Origin of the sequence: Ferrovibrio terrae (assembly GCF_943371255.1) — a bacterium.
In the GTDB taxonomy this organism is placed as follows: domain Bacteria; phylum Pseudomonadota; class Alphaproteobacteria; order Ferrovibrionales; family Ferrovibrionaceae; genus Ferrovibrio; species Ferrovibrio terrae_B.
Window position 1 is genome coordinate 53,354 of record NZ_CALRUC010000001.1, and the last position, 17,347, is coordinate 70,700.

Consider the following 17,347-nt stretch of genomic DNA (forward strand, 5'->3'; position numbering starts at 1 on the left):
ATGCACATCGCTTCTCACATGATCGTGGGACGGTTGGTTCACGACATTCTGGCTGCCGGCTGCAGCATCAAGATCGTGGAGCCCTACGGCGTAAAGCCTGTCTGCCCCCTCACCAACAGTGCACAGCGGGTCGCGGCGAACATCGAGAAATACGATGAGGAACACCTGCACGTGTTCTTGCCGGGCAACACATCACGGCGCATCGAACGGTCGGATGGATATATCCGGCTGATCTATGCAAATGGCTGCGGCGTCATCAATGAGCATAGCCCAGCGGTTCGCCATCTGGCGCGGTCAGCCGACATGCTGGCCGGGGCGCTGGAGCGATTGGAGGACAACAGCAGGCGCCAGCCGATGCTCGCTCGGCTGATGATCGAGAATCCGCTGGACTGGGGGCAATCATGACACGCCGCGAGTTCTGGACCCGCGTCTGCCTCGGCGCCTTTGTTGGCACCCCGGTCGCCTATGCCGTGATCATTGGCCTGTTTTTCGGCCTCGGCATCATCTCGGAAGGGATTCTCATCCAATGAACAAGCCCCTCGACGCCCGCAGCATCAAGGCCCTGCTCGGCCCTGCCCCGATCTGGGAATGGTGGATCAACGTCTACGAAATCCCGGCGCGGGCCACGTTGGCAGGGCTCAAGCAGCAGGAAGCCAGCTTCCACAGCACTCAGAAAGATGCGGAAGAGTCGGCAGCTGAATGCAACGAGCCGAACTTCCAGCATGTCGCGCTGATGCGCCAGTGGCACGACGGCACCATGCAGCATGTCGAGATCATCGACTTCGATGCGGAAGAAGAGCGGGTCCGCATTGAACGTGCTGCGGAGCGGGCATCCCGCCAGCGGCGCGAAGACCTCGCTCATCACCACAGTCAGGTTCTTTAACCACACAGGAGACGGCAATGTCCTATAGCAGCAAAACCCTTTCAGTCCTCGGCTATGCCAATGGCTTCACGCTCTGGCACTACAGCACCCCCGATGCTCACAAGACGGTCGGCACCAACGGCTACTTCAATGCCGCTGCCGAAATGCTTCGACCCGGTGACTTCATCCTCGCAAATACCGGCGTGGGCGGTTCGCCCCAGCACGGCATCTTCGTTGTTGCCACCAATCTGAGCGGCCAGGTCGAACTTGCCGATCTGGCCCCCGGAGTCGGAGGTGCCGAAACCAAAGCGGCTGAACAGCCGGAAGCCGCTGCGGCCTGACACAGAAGCCAGTGGTCACGGTCGGCACCGCCGGCCGTGTTCAAAGGCATCACGAGAGGGGAAAGCAATGCACGTCAACGCCCGGGCCGCGGAGCCCTTCTTCCGCATCAGCAACGTCACCCTGGCCGACAGCTGGGGCCTGACGCGGATCGACACCGAAACCTTCTTCCGCCAGGTGCACACCCGGCTGGAGTGGTACCGCGCGTCGCTGGTCAGCGCCGGCTACGAGGCGTCGGTGATGAATATGGTCCGCCTGCATCTGGAAAGCATGGATGAGGACGACGCCGTGGATCAGGCCGTGCTGGCCGCGCTGAACTGGGCAACCAGCCCAAGCGTGCCGACCAGCCCAGTCGGCGGCGGCATTCCCTGCCTGGCGATGGAGGCTGCCTGATGGGCCAGAGCACCGCCGTCCGCGTTCTCGCGCAGGAAACCAACGGGGCAATCGACCTTCGCAAGGCGCTGGTGGATCACGGCGACGACGTCGATCTGATCCTGACGGCGATCGAGGGTGAAACCAACTTCAACGAGGCCATCGGCGCCGTCTACAGCGAAGTGCTGGAGGACGAGATTCTGCTGGATGGCCTCGGCACCAAGATCGAGGAACTGACCAAGCGCCAGCAACGCATCAAGCAGAGCATCGAGACCCGCAAGAACATCATCCTGATGGCCATGGAACGAGCCAACGTCCCCATGGTGAAGACCTCGCTGGTGACGATCTCGAAGCGGGCCACGCCTGGCGTCGCCGTCATCGACAACGAAAGCCTGATCCCGGCCACCTTCTGGGAAAAGCAGGACCCAAAACTGAACAAGGTTGCTTTGAACGCCGCGCTCAAGGACGGCGGCACCATCCCCGGTGTCTCCCGTAGCAACGGCGGCATCACCCTCTCCTTCCGAAAGGTCTGACCGCATGAACCAAGTCATCGCCATGGCGCCGCGCGACTACAACGGGTCGCAGCTCGCCCTAATCCAGAAGACCGTCGCCAAGAACTGCAATACCGGCGAGTTCGACCTGTTCATGGAGGTCTGCCGGCGGGTCAAGCTGGACCCGTTCCGCAAGCAGATCCACGCCGTGGTCTACAGCAAGGACAATGCCGATAAGCGGAAGATGTCGATCATCACCGGCATTGACGGCTTCCGGGCCGTGGCGGCGCGCTGCGGCGACTACCGGCCCGATGATCAGGAGCCGGAGCTGTCCTACGACGAGGCGGAGAAGTCGCCCGCCAACCCGCTTGGCCTGGTCAAGGCCGTGGTGCGCTGTTTCAAGCTCGGCCCGGACAAGCAGTGGCACCCCGTTGTCGGTGTCGCCTACTGGAACGAGTTTGCCCCAATCAAGACCAAGGGCACCAGCAACGACGATTACGACTGGATCGAGACCGGCGAGACCTGGCCCGACAGCGGTAAGCCGAAGAAGCGCAAGCAGCTCAAGCCCGGCGCCGTCGAAGTTCAGTATGTGGATGGCAACTGGGCCAGCATGCCGCGCGTCATGATCGCGAAATGCGCCGAGGCGCAGGCCCTGCGTAAGGGCTGGCCGGAAGACCTGAGCGGTATTTACGCCGCCGAGGAAATGGACCGCGTCCGCGCCGAGGAACTGAGCGCCAGCGAGATGGTCGAGCAGCACCAGCAGGACAACCGCCTCAAGCTGGTCAGCGCCAAGGACAGCGTCCCGCTGATCTTCGAGGCCGGCGCCAGCGTCGAAATGGTCCCGCTGGGCAAGGTGGCGGACCGGATTCTGGCTTTCCTCGAGGCGTCGCAAAGCCCGACGCAGATCGACGCCTTCCGCGAGACCAACCGCGCCGGACTGCAGACCTATTGGGCCCTCAACAAGTCCGAGGCCCTGGAGATCAAGACCGCCATCGAAAACCGCATCAAGGAACTGGAGGCTGCGTGATGGCTGACAGGGAAACGTCGCTGAAAGGCATGGCCGCTGTCCTTGAGAAGGGCCGCGCGGCTTCGCGGGAGCTGGATTGCGCCATTGGCGTCGCTATCGGGCGCTTCACGGTCCACCCGCCGCGCTACGAGGGCGGAGACGTCCAGTACAGCGATGGCAACGCCTGGCCCGGGCAGGCCGGCGACATGCTGGTGCCGCGCTACACCGACAGCATGGACGCGGCACTCACGCTCCTACCGGCGCACGGCCCTGACTGTGCTGCGTTTTGGCGTGTCGGCAACGACGGTGAAGGCGGAGATCCCAGCCTGTTCAAAGCCGAAGTGCTGATCGCGCGCGGTTTGATCAGCAACAGGCAAACCGGCGTTGCCCTGACGGCGCCGATGGCGCTGTGCATCGCCGCGCTCAAAACGATGGCCTGACCCATGCCCGTCAGCCTGATCTGCTCCAAGCACCTTTCCGGACTCCGGCCAGTGGATCAGGCCGGTCTGGACGCCATTGCCCGTCTGGGCATGGGCGAAATGGTCATGGTGGAGATCAAGCGGCCGAGGAACATCAAGCATCACCGCCTGTACTGGGCGCTGGTCGGGCTGGTCTGGGAGAATCTGGACCACGAGCGCTATCCCACGCCGGACAGCCTCCATGCCGCCTTCAAGGTCTGCCTCGGCATCAGAACCGAGATCACCATGCCGGGCGGCACGATCGCTTACATTCCGGGCAGCATCAGCTTCGAGAAGATGGACCAGGCTGAGTTTTCGGCATTCTACGACCGGGTCTGCGACCTGATCGCCAAGCACTTCCTGCCCGGCGTCACCAACAAAGAACTGCGCGCCGAAATCTGTTCCATGACGGGGACGGCGGCGTGAATTTTCCAATGGAGGATGGCATGCAGAAGACCTTCACCAACACCGGCACCGAGTTCAGCGCCTGGCGCGCGGCTGAGGCTTTCCTGAGCGAAAGGGGTTTCTCAGTCGGCTCAACCCAGAAAGGCGCCGCCAGCGGCATCCTGTTCGGCGATTTCAAGATCTCGAAGTGGCGGAACCTGAGCCCGAAAGAGCGGAATCAGCTTCACGGCACAGTTCACGCCCTCGATATCCGCAGCGGCAGCGCGGTCGTCACCCTGCGTGAGAGCGCGCCGGCCGAGGCCAAGGCGGCGTTCCTACGCGAAATCCTCTGGTGCTGCCATGTGCGCGGCCCGGACGATGTCATGGCCTGCGACGATAAGGAGCACGCCGAGCGTGTCGCGGGCGCACTGTCAAAGCAGTTCAAAGCGTTGTCCGGCAAAATGGATGTGATGTTCGACCCCGTGGCTGCGCCGTGGCCGCACTCGGCCGAAGCCCACGCCGGCGATTTGTCCTCGCCGTCGGTTGACTACGCAGCCGTGATTGCTTCGGCCCGCCTGCCATTGGTAGCGGCATGAGCAAGATTGCTGAAATCGTCGGACCGTCTGGCCGTACACACTATCGGCGGCCTCCGGGCGATCCGCTGGTTGCGGAAGCCGAGCGGACCAATGGCTATTCAGTCAGATATGTCGATCAGGAAACCGAGGACCGGACCTTCATCGTTTCAGTCGATGGCTATGCCGACTCCGAATTTCGGGCGATCTCACGAGATAAAGCCCGTGCAAAGGCTTGGCGCGCACTCAATGAGGCAACCGGCTGTTCTTTCAAGCGGTTCCTTGCCATCTCTTCCATCAGACTAGAAGCGAGTAATTCATGACAATCGCAGCCGTAGACGTCACCGTGGACCGCAACCAGGCCCGCGACCTGTACCGCCAGTACAAGGCGCACCAGCACTATTCCGCGCCTATCGACATGGAGATTCAGCGGGCCTACCAGCTGATCGCCCAGGGCCGCACCGTTATCCGGGCGCTGGAGAGCGTCAAGCTGGCGGGCGTCGATGCCGCAGGCCTGCCCAAGCTCGCAATCATCCGGGCCGATGCCGCTCAGTGCTGGCTCGACCTGTGGACCGATGGCTCCGCGCGTTTCGCCATGGAGCGCTGGCCGCGCAGCCAGTCATCCCGAACTGTGGTCCAGCTTCAGCGCGACACGTTTCCCCGGCGCACGAGCCACCACAACAACGCCGTGGCCAAGGTGCCACTGATTCCTGTCCACCTGCGCCCGAAACGGGCGCTGGAGAGTTATCACATTCTCTGGGAAGCCGAGTGGGCCCCGGTGCCGCCGGTCGACCCCCTGCTGCTGCGCCGGATCGGCAAGGCTGACCTCTGGCTCGTCTGCGCCGCATGGGATCTCACCCCGGTGGAACAGGCCGCGTTGGCCACCAGGATCGCCGGCTGATATGCGCCAGATGCGAGGTTGATATGACGGTAAACGTAATAATTGTCGACATGACCACCGCGGAGGTTCGTTCTTATCGAGATCATTGGTACGACGCCAATCCATGGGAGCCGCACCATGAGTATCTATGGTCCGAGGGCAATTATGGCTGTGATTGCAATCGCGGACTCTTCTTTGCCCGCGCCAATGGAGACACCGACAAGGGCGTCACCTGCGGAGAAAGCCGCTATCGAGTGCTGATTCGTGATGCTGACGGCAGAGTATTGTTTTCTGACGAGAATTTCCCAGACGCGCCAGTCGCCGGGGCCGGCTGATGCCTCGCAGCGTCGAAGAATGGGTCGGCAAGACCGACGACACGCCGGTACCGCCTCGCGTCCGCCTGCGGGTTTTCGAGGCCATGAAGGGTCGCTGCGGAATCTGTGGGCGGAAGGTGCAGGCCGGGGACAAATGGACCTGCGAGCACGTCAAGGCGCTTATCAACGGCGGTGAGAACCGGGAAGACAATCTCGGTGTCACCTGCAGCTGGTGCCTCCCGGGCAAGAACGCAGATGACGTAGCCGAGAAATCAACGACCTACCGGAAACGCTCGAAGCATGCCGGTATCAAAAAGAAATCCAGTCGACCCCTACCTGGCTCGAAGGACTCTCCATGGAAACAGACGCTGGGCAACGGATGGATGCGTCGATGAGAAATGAAGATAAGGCGCATCTGGAATCCCGTGCCGGAGACATGGTGAACATGATCACGCGCGCACTCGGAGTGGCGCCACGCAACATTTCAAAAGCAACAGCTAAGAACTATGACTACGCCGACAAAATCGCGCTCCAGCACTTGGTCGAAGTTGCCCGCGCCCAGCAGGCCGAGCCGGTGGTGGACGATGCGATGGTGGAGAAGATCGCGCGTCGGATTGCCCCGAACAACGGGGATACGTCCGATATTGCATGGCAGCATCTGACTGCACGCGGCGAGCATCACCAGTACATCAACATCGTGCGTGACGTGCTGACCGCATACGCCGCCCCCAGCGCGCAGGCCGAGCCGAGCGACAATGACGGCTACATGGAAACGATTTCCGGCGGCGGTTATTTCTCACCCGAGCCGCCCGCTGCGGTGCCCGGACAGGTGGGGGACTTGCGGGAAACAGTTATGGCCGCGATCAAAGGCACCATTCCGCGTCCGGGCGGCTATGCAGACTATTCCGACATAGTAGAAAACATCGTTCGCGCCCTCCAATCCGCCACCCCGGAAGCCCGCGCGGGAGAGGTGAGCGAAGCGGATGTCGAGCGTTCAAGTCGCGCCCTATGCGCCGATCACTACGCAAAAAGGTTCAGCAAGCCGATTGATGATCCGCACGTTCAGAGGAACGTCGAAAACAACTGGCATATCTATGCTGAGCAGGTTCGCGTCGTTCTCCAAGCCTCCAGCGTGCGAGGCGCTGGGGCGGAGGAGAAATGGTATCGACACAAGAAACGTGGAACGCTGTATCGGGTGATCACAGATCAAGCCACATTGCAGGCTGTAGGCACTATCCCAGACGAAACGCAGATGGTGGTATATCGCGGTCAGGACGGCATGATGTGGACTCGTCCATATGTCGAGTTTCACGATGGCCGCTTTGAACGTGCCGCCGCGCCACGGACCACGGGGGAGGTGTAGCGCGATGGGCGAATACAAAATCGCTATATCTCAAGGCGCACCAGAATGCCCCAACTGTGGATGCGATGGGTTCGATGACTGGCATAATTCTCCGGGCCTGAAAACCGGCTTTCTGCCGGTCTCAATCACCGGCGCGATCAAATGCCACCAGTGCGGCAAGTTCTTCCATGTCGACCATTACAGCGATGGCGCGACGCATAGCAGTATGGGCGGCAAGCAGAAGAAGGCCGTGAAGACCGCCCAGCCAGAACGGGGGACGTAGGGGTGACTTTGTCGCAAATGCAGAGCCACCAGGCGAAAATCTGAATGCTCAGGACCGCCAGAATCGTCTATCCCCATGAACCGCTCCGCCCCAGTGCCGACGCGAAGTGGGCACAGATGGAGATCGGAGCGCCTGATATTCGTCGGGTGTACCGCCTGCTCCGCCTGGGCAAGCTGGAGGGTTTCAAGGACGGTCGGGCGGTTCGGATTTATATCGACAGCGTCGTGCGTTACAGGAGCTTAGCCCCCCTCGGTGCGCAGCCTGCGGCGATCCCGAAACGCCGCTCCAAGGCATCGCCGGCCGCGCACAACGCCGCCATGGCAACCTTGCAAAGCCTCGGCGTTCTGGGGCAGCGTTGACGCCGCCTGAGACGGGAGACGGCTGTGACGGTGTTTAAGGATCAGCGGCGCGGGGTCTGGAAGTACGACTTCTGGTACCTCGGCCAGCGATATGTGGATGACTGCAAAGACCCAGTGACGGGCCTTCCAGTCACCAGCAGGCGTGCCGCGCAAGAGGTCCAGGAATCTGCTCGCGTTGCCATCCGCAACCGACCAGGCGTGAAGCCATCGGAGCCGACCGGCTATACCGTGGCTCAGTGCTTTGCCACTTACCTGACCACGCAGAAGGGCAAGGGCGGCTTCGATTCCGCCCGGGATCACATTGCTGAGTATCTGGGCCGCCCGCAGTTTCGGGCCGACAAGCTGGTCAACGACATCAGCGATCAGGACATCATCGACTACATCGACTGGGCGAAGGATCAGGAAGGCCAGATCTGGCTGGGCGGGCCGCATCGGTCCAAGCATGATCTGATCGAGGAGGACCGGAAGCGATTCTTCAAACCCAGCGGCAAGATCAGAAAACCTTCCAGCATCAACCGTATGCTCGATACCCTGATTGCGGCCTTCAACCTCGCCCATATAATGAAAGACCCGGCCACGAAAGAGCCGCTGCTGAAGGTCATGCCTCGCATCGTCAAGTTGGATGCTCCGAAGCGCCGGCCCCGGCCGATGCCGCTCAGCCTGGCCGATCAGGCCATCGACATGGCGCCGCCGCACCTGCGAGACGGGCTCTGGCTGACCACCACCTTTGGTTTCCGCGAGGGCGAGGCAGTGGGCTTCCGTCGGCAGCAGGTGGATTTCGACAATCGCGGCGTCTGGCTGTTCGGTGAGGACGTGAAGGAAAACCGGGACGGCTTTCTGCCTGCCCCTCCCCCCGTCATGGCCCGCCTACAGCAGATGTGCGATCGCGCCGAGGCTGCCGGCCATGATCATCTGGTGCTGTACCTCGACCCGAAGACGAAACGATTGCGGCCCATCAAGGCCTTCGGCGCCGCCTGGCAGCGCATCCGGCGCGAACTGAAGCTGGCCGGCCGTCACACCTTCCACAACACGCGCGGCACCTTCGCCCAGCGGCTGGTCAAGATGAAGGTGGATCCCCGGGTGACGAAGACGTTGATGCGCCACGCGCATCTGTCGACGACCGAGGCCTATTACGAGATCGAGGACGAAATGCGCCGCGACGCGATGGAAGCCATCGACAACGCCGCGAACCGTGTGAAGCCGGCCAACGATAACGACAGTCCCACTCCAGAGTCCCACTCGGGCCCGAAGCGCGAGAAGCGCTGACGCGCTGCTGTCGTCTAAATTGTTGTGATGAATAGAAGAAAATGGTGGGCGATGACGGGATTGAACCGCCGACATCCTCGGTGTAAACGAGGCGCTCTACCGCTGAGCTAATCGCCCGCCTGGCCGTTTCCGGTCAGAACCGGGAACGGGCCGGTTCATAGCAGATCGGAACCAATCGCGCAAAGCCGGCCGGCTGGGCCGATCCGCGAAAAAGGGCCGCAACCCGGTCGGGTGCGGCCCTGGCATTGCGAAGTGCGACGATGGCGATCAGCCAACCGCCTCCTTGAGCGTCTTGCCGGCGCGGAATTTCGGCTGCTTGGTTGGCGGCAGGTCGATCCGCTCGCCCGTGCGGGGATTGCGCCCGGGGCTCGCGGCCCGGGTGCCGACAAAGAAGCTGCCGAAGCCGACGATCCTGACCTCTTCGCCGCGGCGCAAGGCCTCGGTGATGAGTTCAAAGACCGATTCCACGGCCCGCTCGGCCTGTTCCTTGCTGAGACCCGAGGTGTCGCGCACCTGGGCCATCAGATCTTGCTTATTCACGCTGGAGCCCTCCGAACTACTGTCAGTGGTCAGTGTTTGACCACACCCTCGCGGTCGCCTTCCGCTTCCGGCTCGACCACTGCAGGTTTGTTGAGATCGTCAACGTCGCTCCACTCAATTGGTTTCAATTCTGCGACGAGAGCATGCTTGAGAACCTCTTCACAGGTCGAAACCGGGACGATTTGGAGACCCTTTTTGACATTGTCAGGGATCTCGACCAGGTCCTTCTCATTTTCCTTCGGGATCAGCACCGTCTTGATGCCACCACGATGGGCGGCCAGCAGCTTCTCCTTCAGGCCACCAATCGGCAAGACCCGGCCGCGCAGGGTGACTTCGCCGGTCATCGCCACATCCTTGCGGACCGGGATACCCGTCAGTACCGAGACGATCGAGGTCACCATCGCCACGCCGGCCGAGGGGCCGTCCTTCGGGGTTGCACCCTCCGGCACGTGGATATGGATGTCGCGCTTGTCGAAGATCGGCGGCTTGACGCCGAAGGACACCGCACGGGCGCGGACGAAGGACCGGGCGGCCTGCACCGATTCCTGCATCACTTCACCCAGCTTGCCGGTGATGGTCATGCGACCCTTGCCGGGCAGCATCACCGCTTCGATGGTCAGCAGTTCGCCGCCCACTTCGGTCCAGGCCAGGCCAGTGACGGTGCCGACCAGATCTTCCAGTTCGGCCTCGCCATAGCGATGACGGCGCACGCCGGCATACTTGTCGAGATTCTTCGACGTGATCTTGATGGTCTTCACGCCCTTCGACAGGATTTCCTTCACCGCCTTGCGGGTCAGGTTGGCCAGCTCGCGCTCCAGCGAGCGCACGCCGGCTTCGCGGGTGTAATAGCGCACCAGATCACGCAAAGCTTCGTCGGTGATCGCCCACTCGCCCTTCTTAAGGCCGGCGGCTTCGATCTGCTTCTCGATCAGGTGGCGCTTGCAGATCTCCACCTTCTCATCCTCGGTGTAGCCGGGGATGCGGATGATCTCCATGCGGTCCAGCAGCGGCTGCGGCATGCGCAAGGAATTGGCGGTGCAGATGAACATCACATCCGACAGGTCGTAATCGACCTCGAGATAGTGATCGCTGAAGGTGCTGTTCTGCTCGGGGTCGAGCACTTCCAGCAGCGCCGAAGACGGATCGCCACGGAAGTCCTGGCCCATCTTGTCGATCTCGTCGAACAGGAAGAGCGGATTGTTGGTCTTCGCCTTCTTCATCGACTGCACGACCTTGCCGGGCATGGAGCCGATATAGGTGCGGCGATGGCCACGGATCTCGGCTTCGTCGCGCACGCCGCCGAGTGACACACGCACGAAGTTGCGGCCGGTCGAACGGGCAATCGATTTACCAAGCGAAGTCTTGCCGACGCCGGGCGGGCCGACCAGGCACAGGATCGGGCCCTTCAGCTTGCCCGAACGCTGCTGCACGGCGAGATATTCAAGGATACGCTCCTTGACCTTCTCCAGGCCGTAATGGTCGTCGTTCAGCACCTTTTCGGCGTTCTTGATGTCTTTCTTGACCTTGCTGCGCTTCGACCACGGGATCGTCAGCAGCCAGTCGAGATAGTTGCGAATAACGGTGGCTTCGGCCGACATCGGGCTCATCGAGCGCAGCTTCTTGACCTCGGCCATCGCCTTTTCACGGGCTTCCTTGGACAGCCGGGTCTTCTTGATGCGCAGTTCGATCTCGGCCACTTCGTCGCGGCCGTCCTCGCCCTCGCCCAGCTCCTTCTGAATCGCCTTAAGCTGTTCGTTCAGGTAATACTCGCGCTGGGTCTTCTCCATCTGGCGCTTCACGCGCGAGCGGATCTTCTTCTCGACCTGCAGCACACCGATCTCGCCTTCCATCATGGCGTAGACGCGCTCAAGGCGTTCCACCACGTTGGCGATCTCGAGCAGTTCCTGCTTGTCGCTGATCTTGATGGTCAGATGCGAGGCGACCGTGTCGGCCAGCTTGGAGGCATCGTCGATCTGATTGAGCGACACCAGCACCTCGGGCGGGATCTTCCGGTTGAGCTTCACATACTGCTCGAACTGGTTGATCACCGAACGCGACAGCGCTTCGGTCTCGCGACCTTCGCCGGAGTCATCGGTGACAACTTCGGCCTGGACCTGGAAGAAGTCCGGGTTCTCGTTGAACTTGACGATCTTGGCGCGCTGGCTGCCCTCGACCAGCACCTTCACGGTGCCATCGGGCAGACGCAGCAGCTGCAGCACCGAGGCGATGGTGCCGACGGCGTGAATGTCTTCCGGATTGGGATTGTCCTGGCCGGCATTCTTCTGGGCGACGAGCAGGATCTGCTTATCGTCCTTCATCACATCTTCCAGCGCCCGCACAGACTTCTCGCGGCCGACAAAAAGCGGCACGATCATGTGCGGAAAGACGACAATGTCCCGCAGCGGCAGGACGGGGAAAACTTGGGCGCGAGGTGATGTAAACATGCGTGGCTTCATCCTGGAGGGCGGCAGAGTAAAAATCCGCGGAGGCGTCCTTTTGTGCCGCCTGACTGAGATTAAGATGGGAATTCCCACTTGCTCCGTCAAGGCACGGTGGCGGATATCCACCATTCGTTGGGAACATCCATGACACAGACCGAGTCGTCCACAGGAGTCGCAGCGGGCGGCATCCTGGAACTGGCGTTGCTTGACGTCCGCGGTATGCAGGTCCGCGCATTCGAAACTGCCCTCAGCGAAGCCTTGCCGCTGATCCGGCGTCAGCCGGGCTGTCGCAGCGCCGAGGTGCGCCCCTGCATGGAAAACCCGCAGCGGTTTCTGCTGCTGGTCCACTGGGGCAGTCTCGCAGATCACGAACAGGGCTTTCGCCGCTCGGCCGACTACAAGCGATGGCGCGCCCTACTGCACGGATTCTACGAGCCTTTTCCGGTCGTCGAACATTACGGGCCACCCCTGTAAGGGGCAGTTCCGTAAACAGCACGGCACAGAAGCCTACAAGGTTAACCGCCGTTAGCCGTAATCAGGCGCTGACGTCTTCCTGCTTGCGATCGGCGTAGATCAGCAGCGGCTTGGCGCGGCCCTCGACCACATCGGGCGAGATCACCACTTCCTCGACGCCGTTCATGTTCGGGAGATCAAACATCGGGTCGAGCAGGATGCCTTCCAGAATGGAGCGCAGGCCGCGAGCGCCGGTCTTGCGCGCGATGGCCTTGCGGGCGACGCCGGCGACGGCATCATCCGAGAAGGTCAGCTTCACGTCTTCCATCTCGAACAGGCGCTGGTACTGCTTGATGAGAGCGTTCTTCGGCTTGGTCAGAATGTCGACCAGAGCCGGCTCATCGAGATCGTTCAGCGTGGCGATCACCGGCAAGCGGCCGATGAATTCGGGGATCAGACCGAACTTGAGCAGATCGTCGGGCTCGACTTCCGCCAGGATTTCACCCGAGCGACGCTCGTCCGGGCCGCGCACTTCGGCGCCGAAACCCATCGAGGTGCCCTTGCCGCGACCGGCAATGATCTTCTCCAGGCCGGCGAAGGCGCCGCCGCAGATGAACAGGATGTTGGTGGTGTCGACCTGCAGGAATTCCTGCTGCGGATGCTTGCGGCCGCCCTGCGGCGGCACGCTGGCAACCGTGCCTTCCATGATCTTCAGCAGCGCCTGCTGCACGCCCTCGCCCGATACGTCGCGGGTGATCGAGGGATTGTCGGACTTGCGGCTGATCTTGTCGACTTCGTCGATATAGACGATGCCGCGCTGCGCGCGCTCGACATTGTAGTCGGCCGACTGCAGCAGCTTGAGAATGATGTTCTCGACATCTTCACCCACATAACCGGCTTCGGTCAGCGTGGTGGCGTCTGCCATGGTGAAGGGCACTTCGAGAATGCGGGCGAGCGTCTGGGCCAGCAGCGTCTTGCCGCAGCCGGTGGGGCCGACCAGCAGGATGTTCGACTTGGCCAGTTCGACATCGTTGTTCTTGCCGCCATGGCCGATGCGCTTGTAGTGGTTGTGCACCGCCACCGAGAGAACCTTCTTGGCGTGGTACTGGCCAATCACATAGTCGTCCAGCACGCGGCAGATTTCCTGCGGGGTGGGGACGCCGTCCCGGGTCTTCACCAGGGCCGACTTGTGCTCTTCGCGGATGATATCCATGCAGAGCTCAACGCACTCGTCGCAGATGAACACCGTCGGACCGGCGATCAGCTTGCGCACCTCGTGCTGGCTCTTACCGCAGAACGAGCAGTACAGCGTATTCTTGGAGTCACTGCCGCTCAATTTGGTCATACCTACTCCACTGAGCGGGCCGGCGCCGGGCGACGCGGGGCCCTATTCCATCGAATCGTCATCATAAGGAACCATAGCGCCGGGCACAACGGAGATGGGCCTTTCCGGCCCTTCCGTGACCCCGGAAACTGGTCACATAACCATGATTTAACGCCAGCGGGCGCCCAGGCAAGTGGCCCGGCAACCCGGAATGTTCCCCGGGCCAGGGCCACTTTGTTCCGGGTTTATTTCCCAGGTTACTTCTTGGCGGCGGGCTCGGGGCGGCGGTCGACCACCTCGTCGACCAGGCCGAATTCCTTGGCCTCTTGCGGGGTCAGGAAGCGGTCACGCTCCATCGCCAGCTCGATCTTCTCCACGTCCTGGCCGGTATGCTTGGCATAGAGAGTATTCAGCCGGCTGCGCATATCGAGGATTTCCTTGGCATGGATCTCGATATCGGCCGCCTGGCCCTGAAAACCGCCGGACGGCTGGTGCACCATGATCCGGGCGTTCGGCAGGGCATAGCGCATGCCCTTCTCGCCGGCCGCGAGCAGCAGCGACCCCATCGAGGCCGCCTGGCCGATACACAGGGTGGCGATCTTGGGCCGGATGTACTGCATGGTGTCGTAGATCGCCATGCCGGACGTGACCATGCCGCCCGGGCTGTTGATATAGAAGGAAATTTCCTTGTTCGGGTTCTCGGCTTCCAGGAACAGCAGCTGGGCGGTGACCAGGCTGGCGACGGCGTCGTTCACCGGGCCGACCATGAAGATGATGCGTTCCTTCAGCAGCCGGGAGTAGATGTCATACGAGCGCTCGCCCCGGTTGGTCTGCTCGACCACCATCGGGACCAGCATATTCATATAGGTATCGACCATCTTGTGCATGACGCGCCCTGAAGTACGAGGAATTCGGTAGCCTTAATGTGGGGCAAAGCACCGGTTCCTTCAATGGCCGGGCTTTTTTAAAGCAAAAACGCCGGGGCAAGCCCCGGCGTTTCGCAATGTCCTGGATGTCGGGGCGAATCAGGCGACCGCCTCGACCTCCTTCTGCAGCTCTTCCTTGGTGACCGGCTTGTCGGTCACGCTGGCCATCTCGACGATGAAATCGACCACCTTGTCCTCGAAGATCGGGGCGCGCAGGCTCTGGGCGGCTTCCGGGTTCTTCTGGAAGTATTCCATCACCTGGCGCTCCTGGCCGGGGAAGCGGCGGGCCTGCTCGACCATGGCGCGGGTGATTTCGTCGGGCTTCACTTCGATATTGTTGACGCGACCGACTTCCGACAGCAGCAGGCCGAGACGGATGCGGCGCTCGGCGATCTTGCGATACTCGGTCTGCAGCTCGTCTTCGCTCTTCTTCTCTTCGGCCATTTCGGCCTCGAGGCGAGCCTTGTCAGCCGAGATTTCCTTCCAGATCTGGTCGAATTCGAGTTCAACCATGCCCGGCGGCACCTCGAAGCTGTGCTGGTCGGCCAGCTGGTCGAGCAGGCCGCGCTTCAGCTTCATGCGCGACAGGCTCTTATATTCCTGGCCGAGGTCACGCTTGATGTTGTCCTTCAGCTCCTGCAGCGAGGCAAGACCGAAGCGCTTGGCGAATTCGTCATCCATGACGACCGCGCCGGCGCCGCGCACTTCCTTCACCGTGCAGGCGAACTCGGCCGGCTTGCCGGCGAGATCGGCATTGCCGTAATTCTCCGGGAAGGTGACAGTGACGGTCTTCTCGTCGCCGGCCTTCAGGCCAACCAGCTGCTCTTCGAAGCCGGGGATGAAGGTGTTGGAGCCCAGCACCAGCGGATAGTCGCTGGCGGTGCCGCCGTCGAACTTCACGCCGTTGACGCTGCCCGAGAAGTCGATCACGACCTGGTCGCCATTGGCGGCGGCGCGCTCGGCCTTCTCGTAGGTCTTCTGCTGCTCGGACAGACGGGTGAGGAATTCCTCGACTTCGGACTCACCCGGCTCGACCACCAGACGCTCCAGCTTGATCGCCTTGAAGTCACCGGGGACGATTTCGGGCAGCACCTCGACGGCGATGGTGCATTCGAAATCCTTGCCCTCTTCGAAGGTCTGGATGTCGACCTTGGGCTGCATGGCCGGACGCAGGTTGTTGTCTTCCAGCGTCTTCTGCAGCGCGGTGTTCACCGACTCTTCCATCGCCTCGCCGAGCAGCGCGCGACCATACTGCTTCTTGATCAGCGCGGCCGGCGCCTTGCCCGGACGGAAGCCCGGCATGTTGACCTGGCCGCGAACCGCTTCAAGCTTCTGGTTGACGGTGCTTTCCAGCGCGGCGGCGTTGATAACCACCTTGTATTCGCGCTTCAGGCCCGAGGCGCTGATTTCCGTGATCTGCATGACCGAACTACCTGTCTCTGTCTCTTGAATCTCTGTTTCGCGCTCGCTTCGGGGGCTGGTGCGGGCGGAGGGACTTGAACCCACACGCCTTGCGGCACAGGAACCTAAATCCTGCGTGTCTACCAGTTCCACCACGCCCGCTTGCCCGCACCGGGGCCGGCGCGAAGGCGGAAGTCTATAGCACGGAGATTTCGGCGGCGCGAGGCTTTTGGGCGGTTTTCGAACGCCCCCTGCCCCGGGGTTTAAGTGCCAGTCTTAACAGGCTTTTTCACCGTTGCCTGGTCGCAATGGTTCATCATTTCGCGCTCGGCGAACCATTCCTTGGCATAGGAGCAATCCTTGAAGTCGTCATAGAACGGCCCGCCGATCGTGTAATGCACGATGGAGACATCTTTTTCGAAGGGGTCGTAGTCGGCCAGATGGTTCCAGCGATGCGGGATTTCGCCGATCAGGCCGTCATCGCCCAGCCATTTGAACTGGTGCAGCTCCAGCCCGGTGGCGGCATTGACGTAATCGGGGGTCAGCGCCGTGCATTTTGCGCAGTTGAACAGCATGACGCTGGACCAGTTCTTCTTTTCGTAGCGGGTCTGCGCCTTGCCGAGGAATTTCACCTCCTCCTTGGGCACATGGTTGTGCTTGACCACCTGGACGGCATAGCGGTCGTCGCGCAGGGCCCAGAGCTTGGCGATGTCGTCGACCACCAGCATGTCGTCGTCCATGAAGATCGCCCAGTCCTGGAAACCCGCCAGATAGGGCGTGAGGAAGCGCGAGAAGGAAAAATCGGTTGACTGCAGCTCATGATGCGGGCGGGTATAGATGCCCTGCAACTGGTTGAGCGCCAGATGGGTGATGGCGACCGGCTGCGACGCCCGGCGGTTGATGCTGAGGGCGGCAACGCTGGAGGCGACCGGGGCGGCCCGGCTGTAACCGATGAAGACGCGAATCATCCTGAGACTCCTGAAAACCAATCGTCCTTACACCGTAAATTCTACCCGGAAGTTAACGCCCGGGCTTTGACCGAGCGCAATCCGCCCGGGTTCGTTTGAGTTCGTTGGGGTTCGTTGGGGTTCGTTGAGGTTCGTTGAGGTTCGTTGGGGTTCGTTCAGGTTCGTTCAGGTTCGCTGGGGTTCGTACAGGTTCGTTTCGCCTTCTGCCTGCCCCGCACGGAAACTTACTCGCGCGATACTAGAACGTAGTGCGAACGCGCGAATTTTCAACTGCGGCATGGAAAAAGTCCGCACGCGGTATTATAATACCCTAGACCGCCGGCCAGCGTAGTATGGGCGACCGACGGCGCCAGCCTGCCCGGATGG

General features: G+C 61.7%; 25 protein-coding genes and 2 tRNA genes. 19 read left to right on the forward strand and 8 right to left on the reverse strand.

The window, feature by feature from the left end; translation table 11 throughout:
• The 18 genes from AAG799_RS00345 to AAG799_RS00430 all read left to right on the forward strand — a co-directional run bounded on the left by AAG799_RS00345 (window position 1) and on the right by AAG799_RS00430 (window position 8,928).
• Entirely contained in the window at window positions 1-405 is a 405-nt protein-coding gene (locus tag AAG799_RS00345) for a hypothetical protein (RefSeq protein WP_341893781.1), read from the forward strand.
• The gene (locus tag AAG799_RS00350; protein ID WP_341893782.1) at window positions 402-530 is read left to right on the forward strand and encodes a hypothetical protein; all 129 of its coding nucleotides are present in this window, start codon (window positions 402-404) and stop codon (window positions 528-530) included. The genes AAG799_RS00345 and AAG799_RS00350 overlap by 4 nt, the downstream gene beginning before the upstream one ends.
• A complete protein-coding gene (locus tag AAG799_RS00355; RefSeq protein WP_341893783.1) occupies window positions 527-883 on the forward strand; it encodes a hypothetical protein in 357 nt (118 codons plus the stop codon). The genes AAG799_RS00350 and AAG799_RS00355 overlap by 4 nt, the downstream gene beginning before the upstream one ends.
• Before the next feature lie 17 nt (window positions 884-900).
• Window positions 901-1,203, forward strand: coding sequence for a hypothetical protein (locus tag AAG799_RS00360; protein ID WP_341893784.1), 303 nt, complete (start codon window positions 901-903; stop codon window positions 1,201-1,203).
• A 67-nt stretch (window positions 1,204-1,270) separates the two neighbouring features.
• Window positions 1,271-1,594 carry a hypothetical protein gene (locus AAG799_RS00365; protein ID WP_341893785.1) on the forward strand — a complete coding sequence of 108 codons (324 nt, stop codon included), beginning with the start codon at window positions 1,271-1,273 and terminating at the stop codon, window positions 1,592-1,594.
• On the forward strand, window positions 1,594-2,106 hold the full coding sequence (locus AAG799_RS00370; RefSeq protein WP_341893786.1) for a siphovirus Gp157 family protein: 513 nt from the start codon (window positions 1,594-1,596) through the stop codon (window positions 2,104-2,106). The genes AAG799_RS00365 and AAG799_RS00370 overlap by 1 nt, the downstream gene beginning before the upstream one ends.
• A gap of 4 nt (window positions 2,107-2,110) precedes the next feature.
• The gene (bet, locus tag AAG799_RS00375) at window positions 2,111-3,091 is read left to right on the forward strand and encodes a phage recombination protein Bet (protein ID WP_341893787.1); all 981 of its coding nucleotides are present in this window, start codon (window positions 2,111-2,113) and stop codon (window positions 3,089-3,091) included.
• Window positions 3,091-3,510 (forward strand): hypothetical protein, encoded by a 420-nt coding sequence (locus AAG799_RS00380; RefSeq protein WP_341893788.1) that lies wholly within the window; start codon window positions 3,091-3,093, stop codon window positions 3,508-3,510. Before bet ends, AAG799_RS00380 begins: the two co-directional genes overlap by 1 nt.
• Window positions 3,511-3,513: 3 nt before the next feature.
• Window positions 3,514-3,954 carry a hypothetical protein gene (locus AAG799_RS00385; protein WP_341893789.1) on the forward strand — a complete coding sequence of 147 codons (441 nt, stop codon included), beginning with the start codon at window positions 3,514-3,516 and terminating at the stop codon, window positions 3,952-3,954.
• Between the two features lie 20 nt (window positions 3,955-3,974).
• Window positions 3,975-4,508 carry a hypothetical protein gene (locus tag AAG799_RS00390; RefSeq protein ID WP_341893791.1) on the forward strand — a complete coding sequence of 178 codons (534 nt, stop codon included), beginning with the start codon at window positions 3,975-3,977 and terminating at the stop codon, window positions 4,506-4,508.
• The gene (locus AAG799_RS00395) at window positions 4,505-4,807 is read left to right on the forward strand and encodes a hypothetical protein (protein WP_341893792.1); all 303 of its coding nucleotides are present in this window, start codon (window positions 4,505-4,507) and stop codon (window positions 4,805-4,807) included. The genes AAG799_RS00390 and AAG799_RS00395 overlap by 4 nt, the downstream gene beginning before the upstream one ends.
• Window positions 4,804-5,385: a hypothetical protein gene (locus tag AAG799_RS00400; RefSeq protein WP_341893793.1), complete on the forward strand. Its 582-nt coding sequence runs from the start codon at window positions 4,804-4,806 to the stop codon at window positions 5,383-5,385. The genes AAG799_RS00395 and AAG799_RS00400 overlap by 4 nt, the downstream gene beginning before the upstream one ends.
• A gap of 50 nt (window positions 5,386-5,435) precedes the next feature.
• Complete coding sequence (locus AAG799_RS00405; RefSeq protein ID WP_341893794.1) at window positions 5,436-5,699, forward strand: hypothetical protein; 264 nt, start codon at window positions 5,436-5,438, stop codon at window positions 5,697-5,699.
• Window positions 5,699-6,073 carry an HNH endonuclease signature motif containing protein gene (locus AAG799_RS00410; RefSeq protein WP_341893795.1) on the forward strand — a complete coding sequence of 125 codons (375 nt, stop codon included), beginning with the start codon at window positions 5,699-5,701 and terminating at the stop codon, window positions 6,071-6,073. The genes AAG799_RS00405 and AAG799_RS00410 overlap by 1 nt, the downstream gene beginning before the upstream one ends.
• A complete protein-coding gene (locus AAG799_RS00415; RefSeq protein ID WP_341893796.1) occupies window positions 6,034-7,041 on the forward strand; it encodes a hypothetical protein in 1,008 nt (335 codons plus the stop codon). The genes AAG799_RS00410 and AAG799_RS00415 overlap by 40 nt, the downstream gene beginning before the upstream one ends.
• A 4-nt stretch (window positions 7,042-7,045) precedes the next feature.
• A complete protein-coding gene (locus AAG799_RS00420) occupies window positions 7,046-7,303 on the forward strand; it encodes a hypothetical protein (RefSeq protein WP_341893797.1) in 258 nt (85 codons plus the stop codon).
• A 44-nt stretch (window positions 7,304-7,347) separates the two neighbouring features.
• Complete coding sequence (locus AAG799_RS00425; protein ID WP_341893798.1) at window positions 7,348-7,662, forward strand: hypothetical protein; 315 nt, start codon at window positions 7,348-7,350, stop codon at window positions 7,660-7,662.
• A 24-nt stretch (window positions 7,663-7,686) separates the two neighbouring features.
• Complete coding sequence (locus tag AAG799_RS00430) at window positions 7,687-8,928, forward strand: site-specific integrase (protein WP_341893799.1); 1,242 nt, start codon at window positions 7,687-7,689, stop codon at window positions 8,926-8,928.
• A gap of 42 nt (window positions 8,929-8,970) precedes the next feature.
• Here the strand turns inward: AAG799_RS00430 and AAG799_RS00435 are convergent.
• The 3 genes from AAG799_RS00435 to lon form a co-directional block, all read right to left on the reverse strand.
• A tRNA-Val gene (locus tag AAG799_RS00435) sits at window positions 8,971-9,045 on the reverse strand.
• Between the two features lie 150 nt (window positions 9,046-9,195).
• Window positions 9,196-9,468: an HU family DNA-binding protein gene (locus AAG799_RS00440; RefSeq protein WP_144069354.1), complete on the reverse strand. Its 273-nt coding sequence runs from the start codon at window positions 9,466-9,468 to the stop codon at window positions 9,196-9,198.
• Window positions 9,469-9,497: 29 nt separating this feature from the next.
• Entirely contained in the window at window positions 9,498-11,912 is a 2,415-nt protein-coding gene (gene lon, locus AAG799_RS00445) for an endopeptidase La (protein WP_341893800.1), read from the reverse strand.
• A 141-nt stretch (window positions 11,913-12,053) separates the two neighbouring features.
• Here lon and AAG799_RS00450 point away from each other — a divergent pair, with 141 nt between their 5' ends.
• On the forward strand, window positions 12,054-12,383 hold the full coding sequence (locus tag AAG799_RS00450; RefSeq protein WP_341893801.1) for an antibiotic biosynthesis monooxygenase family protein: 330 nt from the start codon (window positions 12,054-12,056) through the stop codon (window positions 12,381-12,383).
• Window positions 12,384-12,444: 61 nt separating this feature from the next.
• Here the strand turns inward: AAG799_RS00450 and clpX are convergent, their stop codons facing one another.
• The 5 genes from clpX to AAG799_RS00475 all read right to left on the reverse strand — a co-directional run bounded on the left by clpX (window position 12,445) and on the right by AAG799_RS00475 (window position 16,981).
• Window positions 12,445-13,707 (reverse strand): ATP-dependent Clp protease ATP-binding subunit ClpX, encoded by a 1,263-nt coding sequence (clpX, locus tag AAG799_RS00455; RefSeq protein WP_341893802.1) that lies wholly within the window; start codon window positions 13,705-13,707, stop codon window positions 12,445-12,447.
• Window positions 13,708-13,943: 236 nt separating this feature from the next.
• Window positions 13,944-14,573 (reverse strand): ATP-dependent Clp endopeptidase proteolytic subunit ClpP, encoded by a 630-nt coding sequence (gene clpP / locus AAG799_RS00460; protein ID WP_341893803.1) that lies wholly within the window; start codon window positions 14,571-14,573, stop codon window positions 13,944-13,946.
• Window positions 14,574-14,711: 138 nt separating this feature from the next.
• Window positions 14,712-16,034: a trigger factor gene (gene tig, locus AAG799_RS00465; protein WP_341893804.1), complete on the reverse strand. Its 1,323-nt coding sequence runs from the start codon at window positions 16,032-16,034 to the stop codon at window positions 14,712-14,714.
• A gap of 56 nt (window positions 16,035-16,090) precedes the next feature.
• Window positions 16,091-16,175, reverse strand: a tRNA-Leu gene (locus tag AAG799_RS00470).
• Between the two features lie 101 nt (window positions 16,176-16,276).
• Window positions 16,277-16,981 carry a glycosyltransferase gene (locus AAG799_RS00475; protein ID WP_341893805.1) on the reverse strand — a complete coding sequence of 235 codons (705 nt, stop codon included), beginning with the start codon at window positions 16,979-16,981 and terminating at the stop codon, window positions 16,277-16,279.
• Window positions 16,982-17,347: the final 366 nt, after the last annotated feature.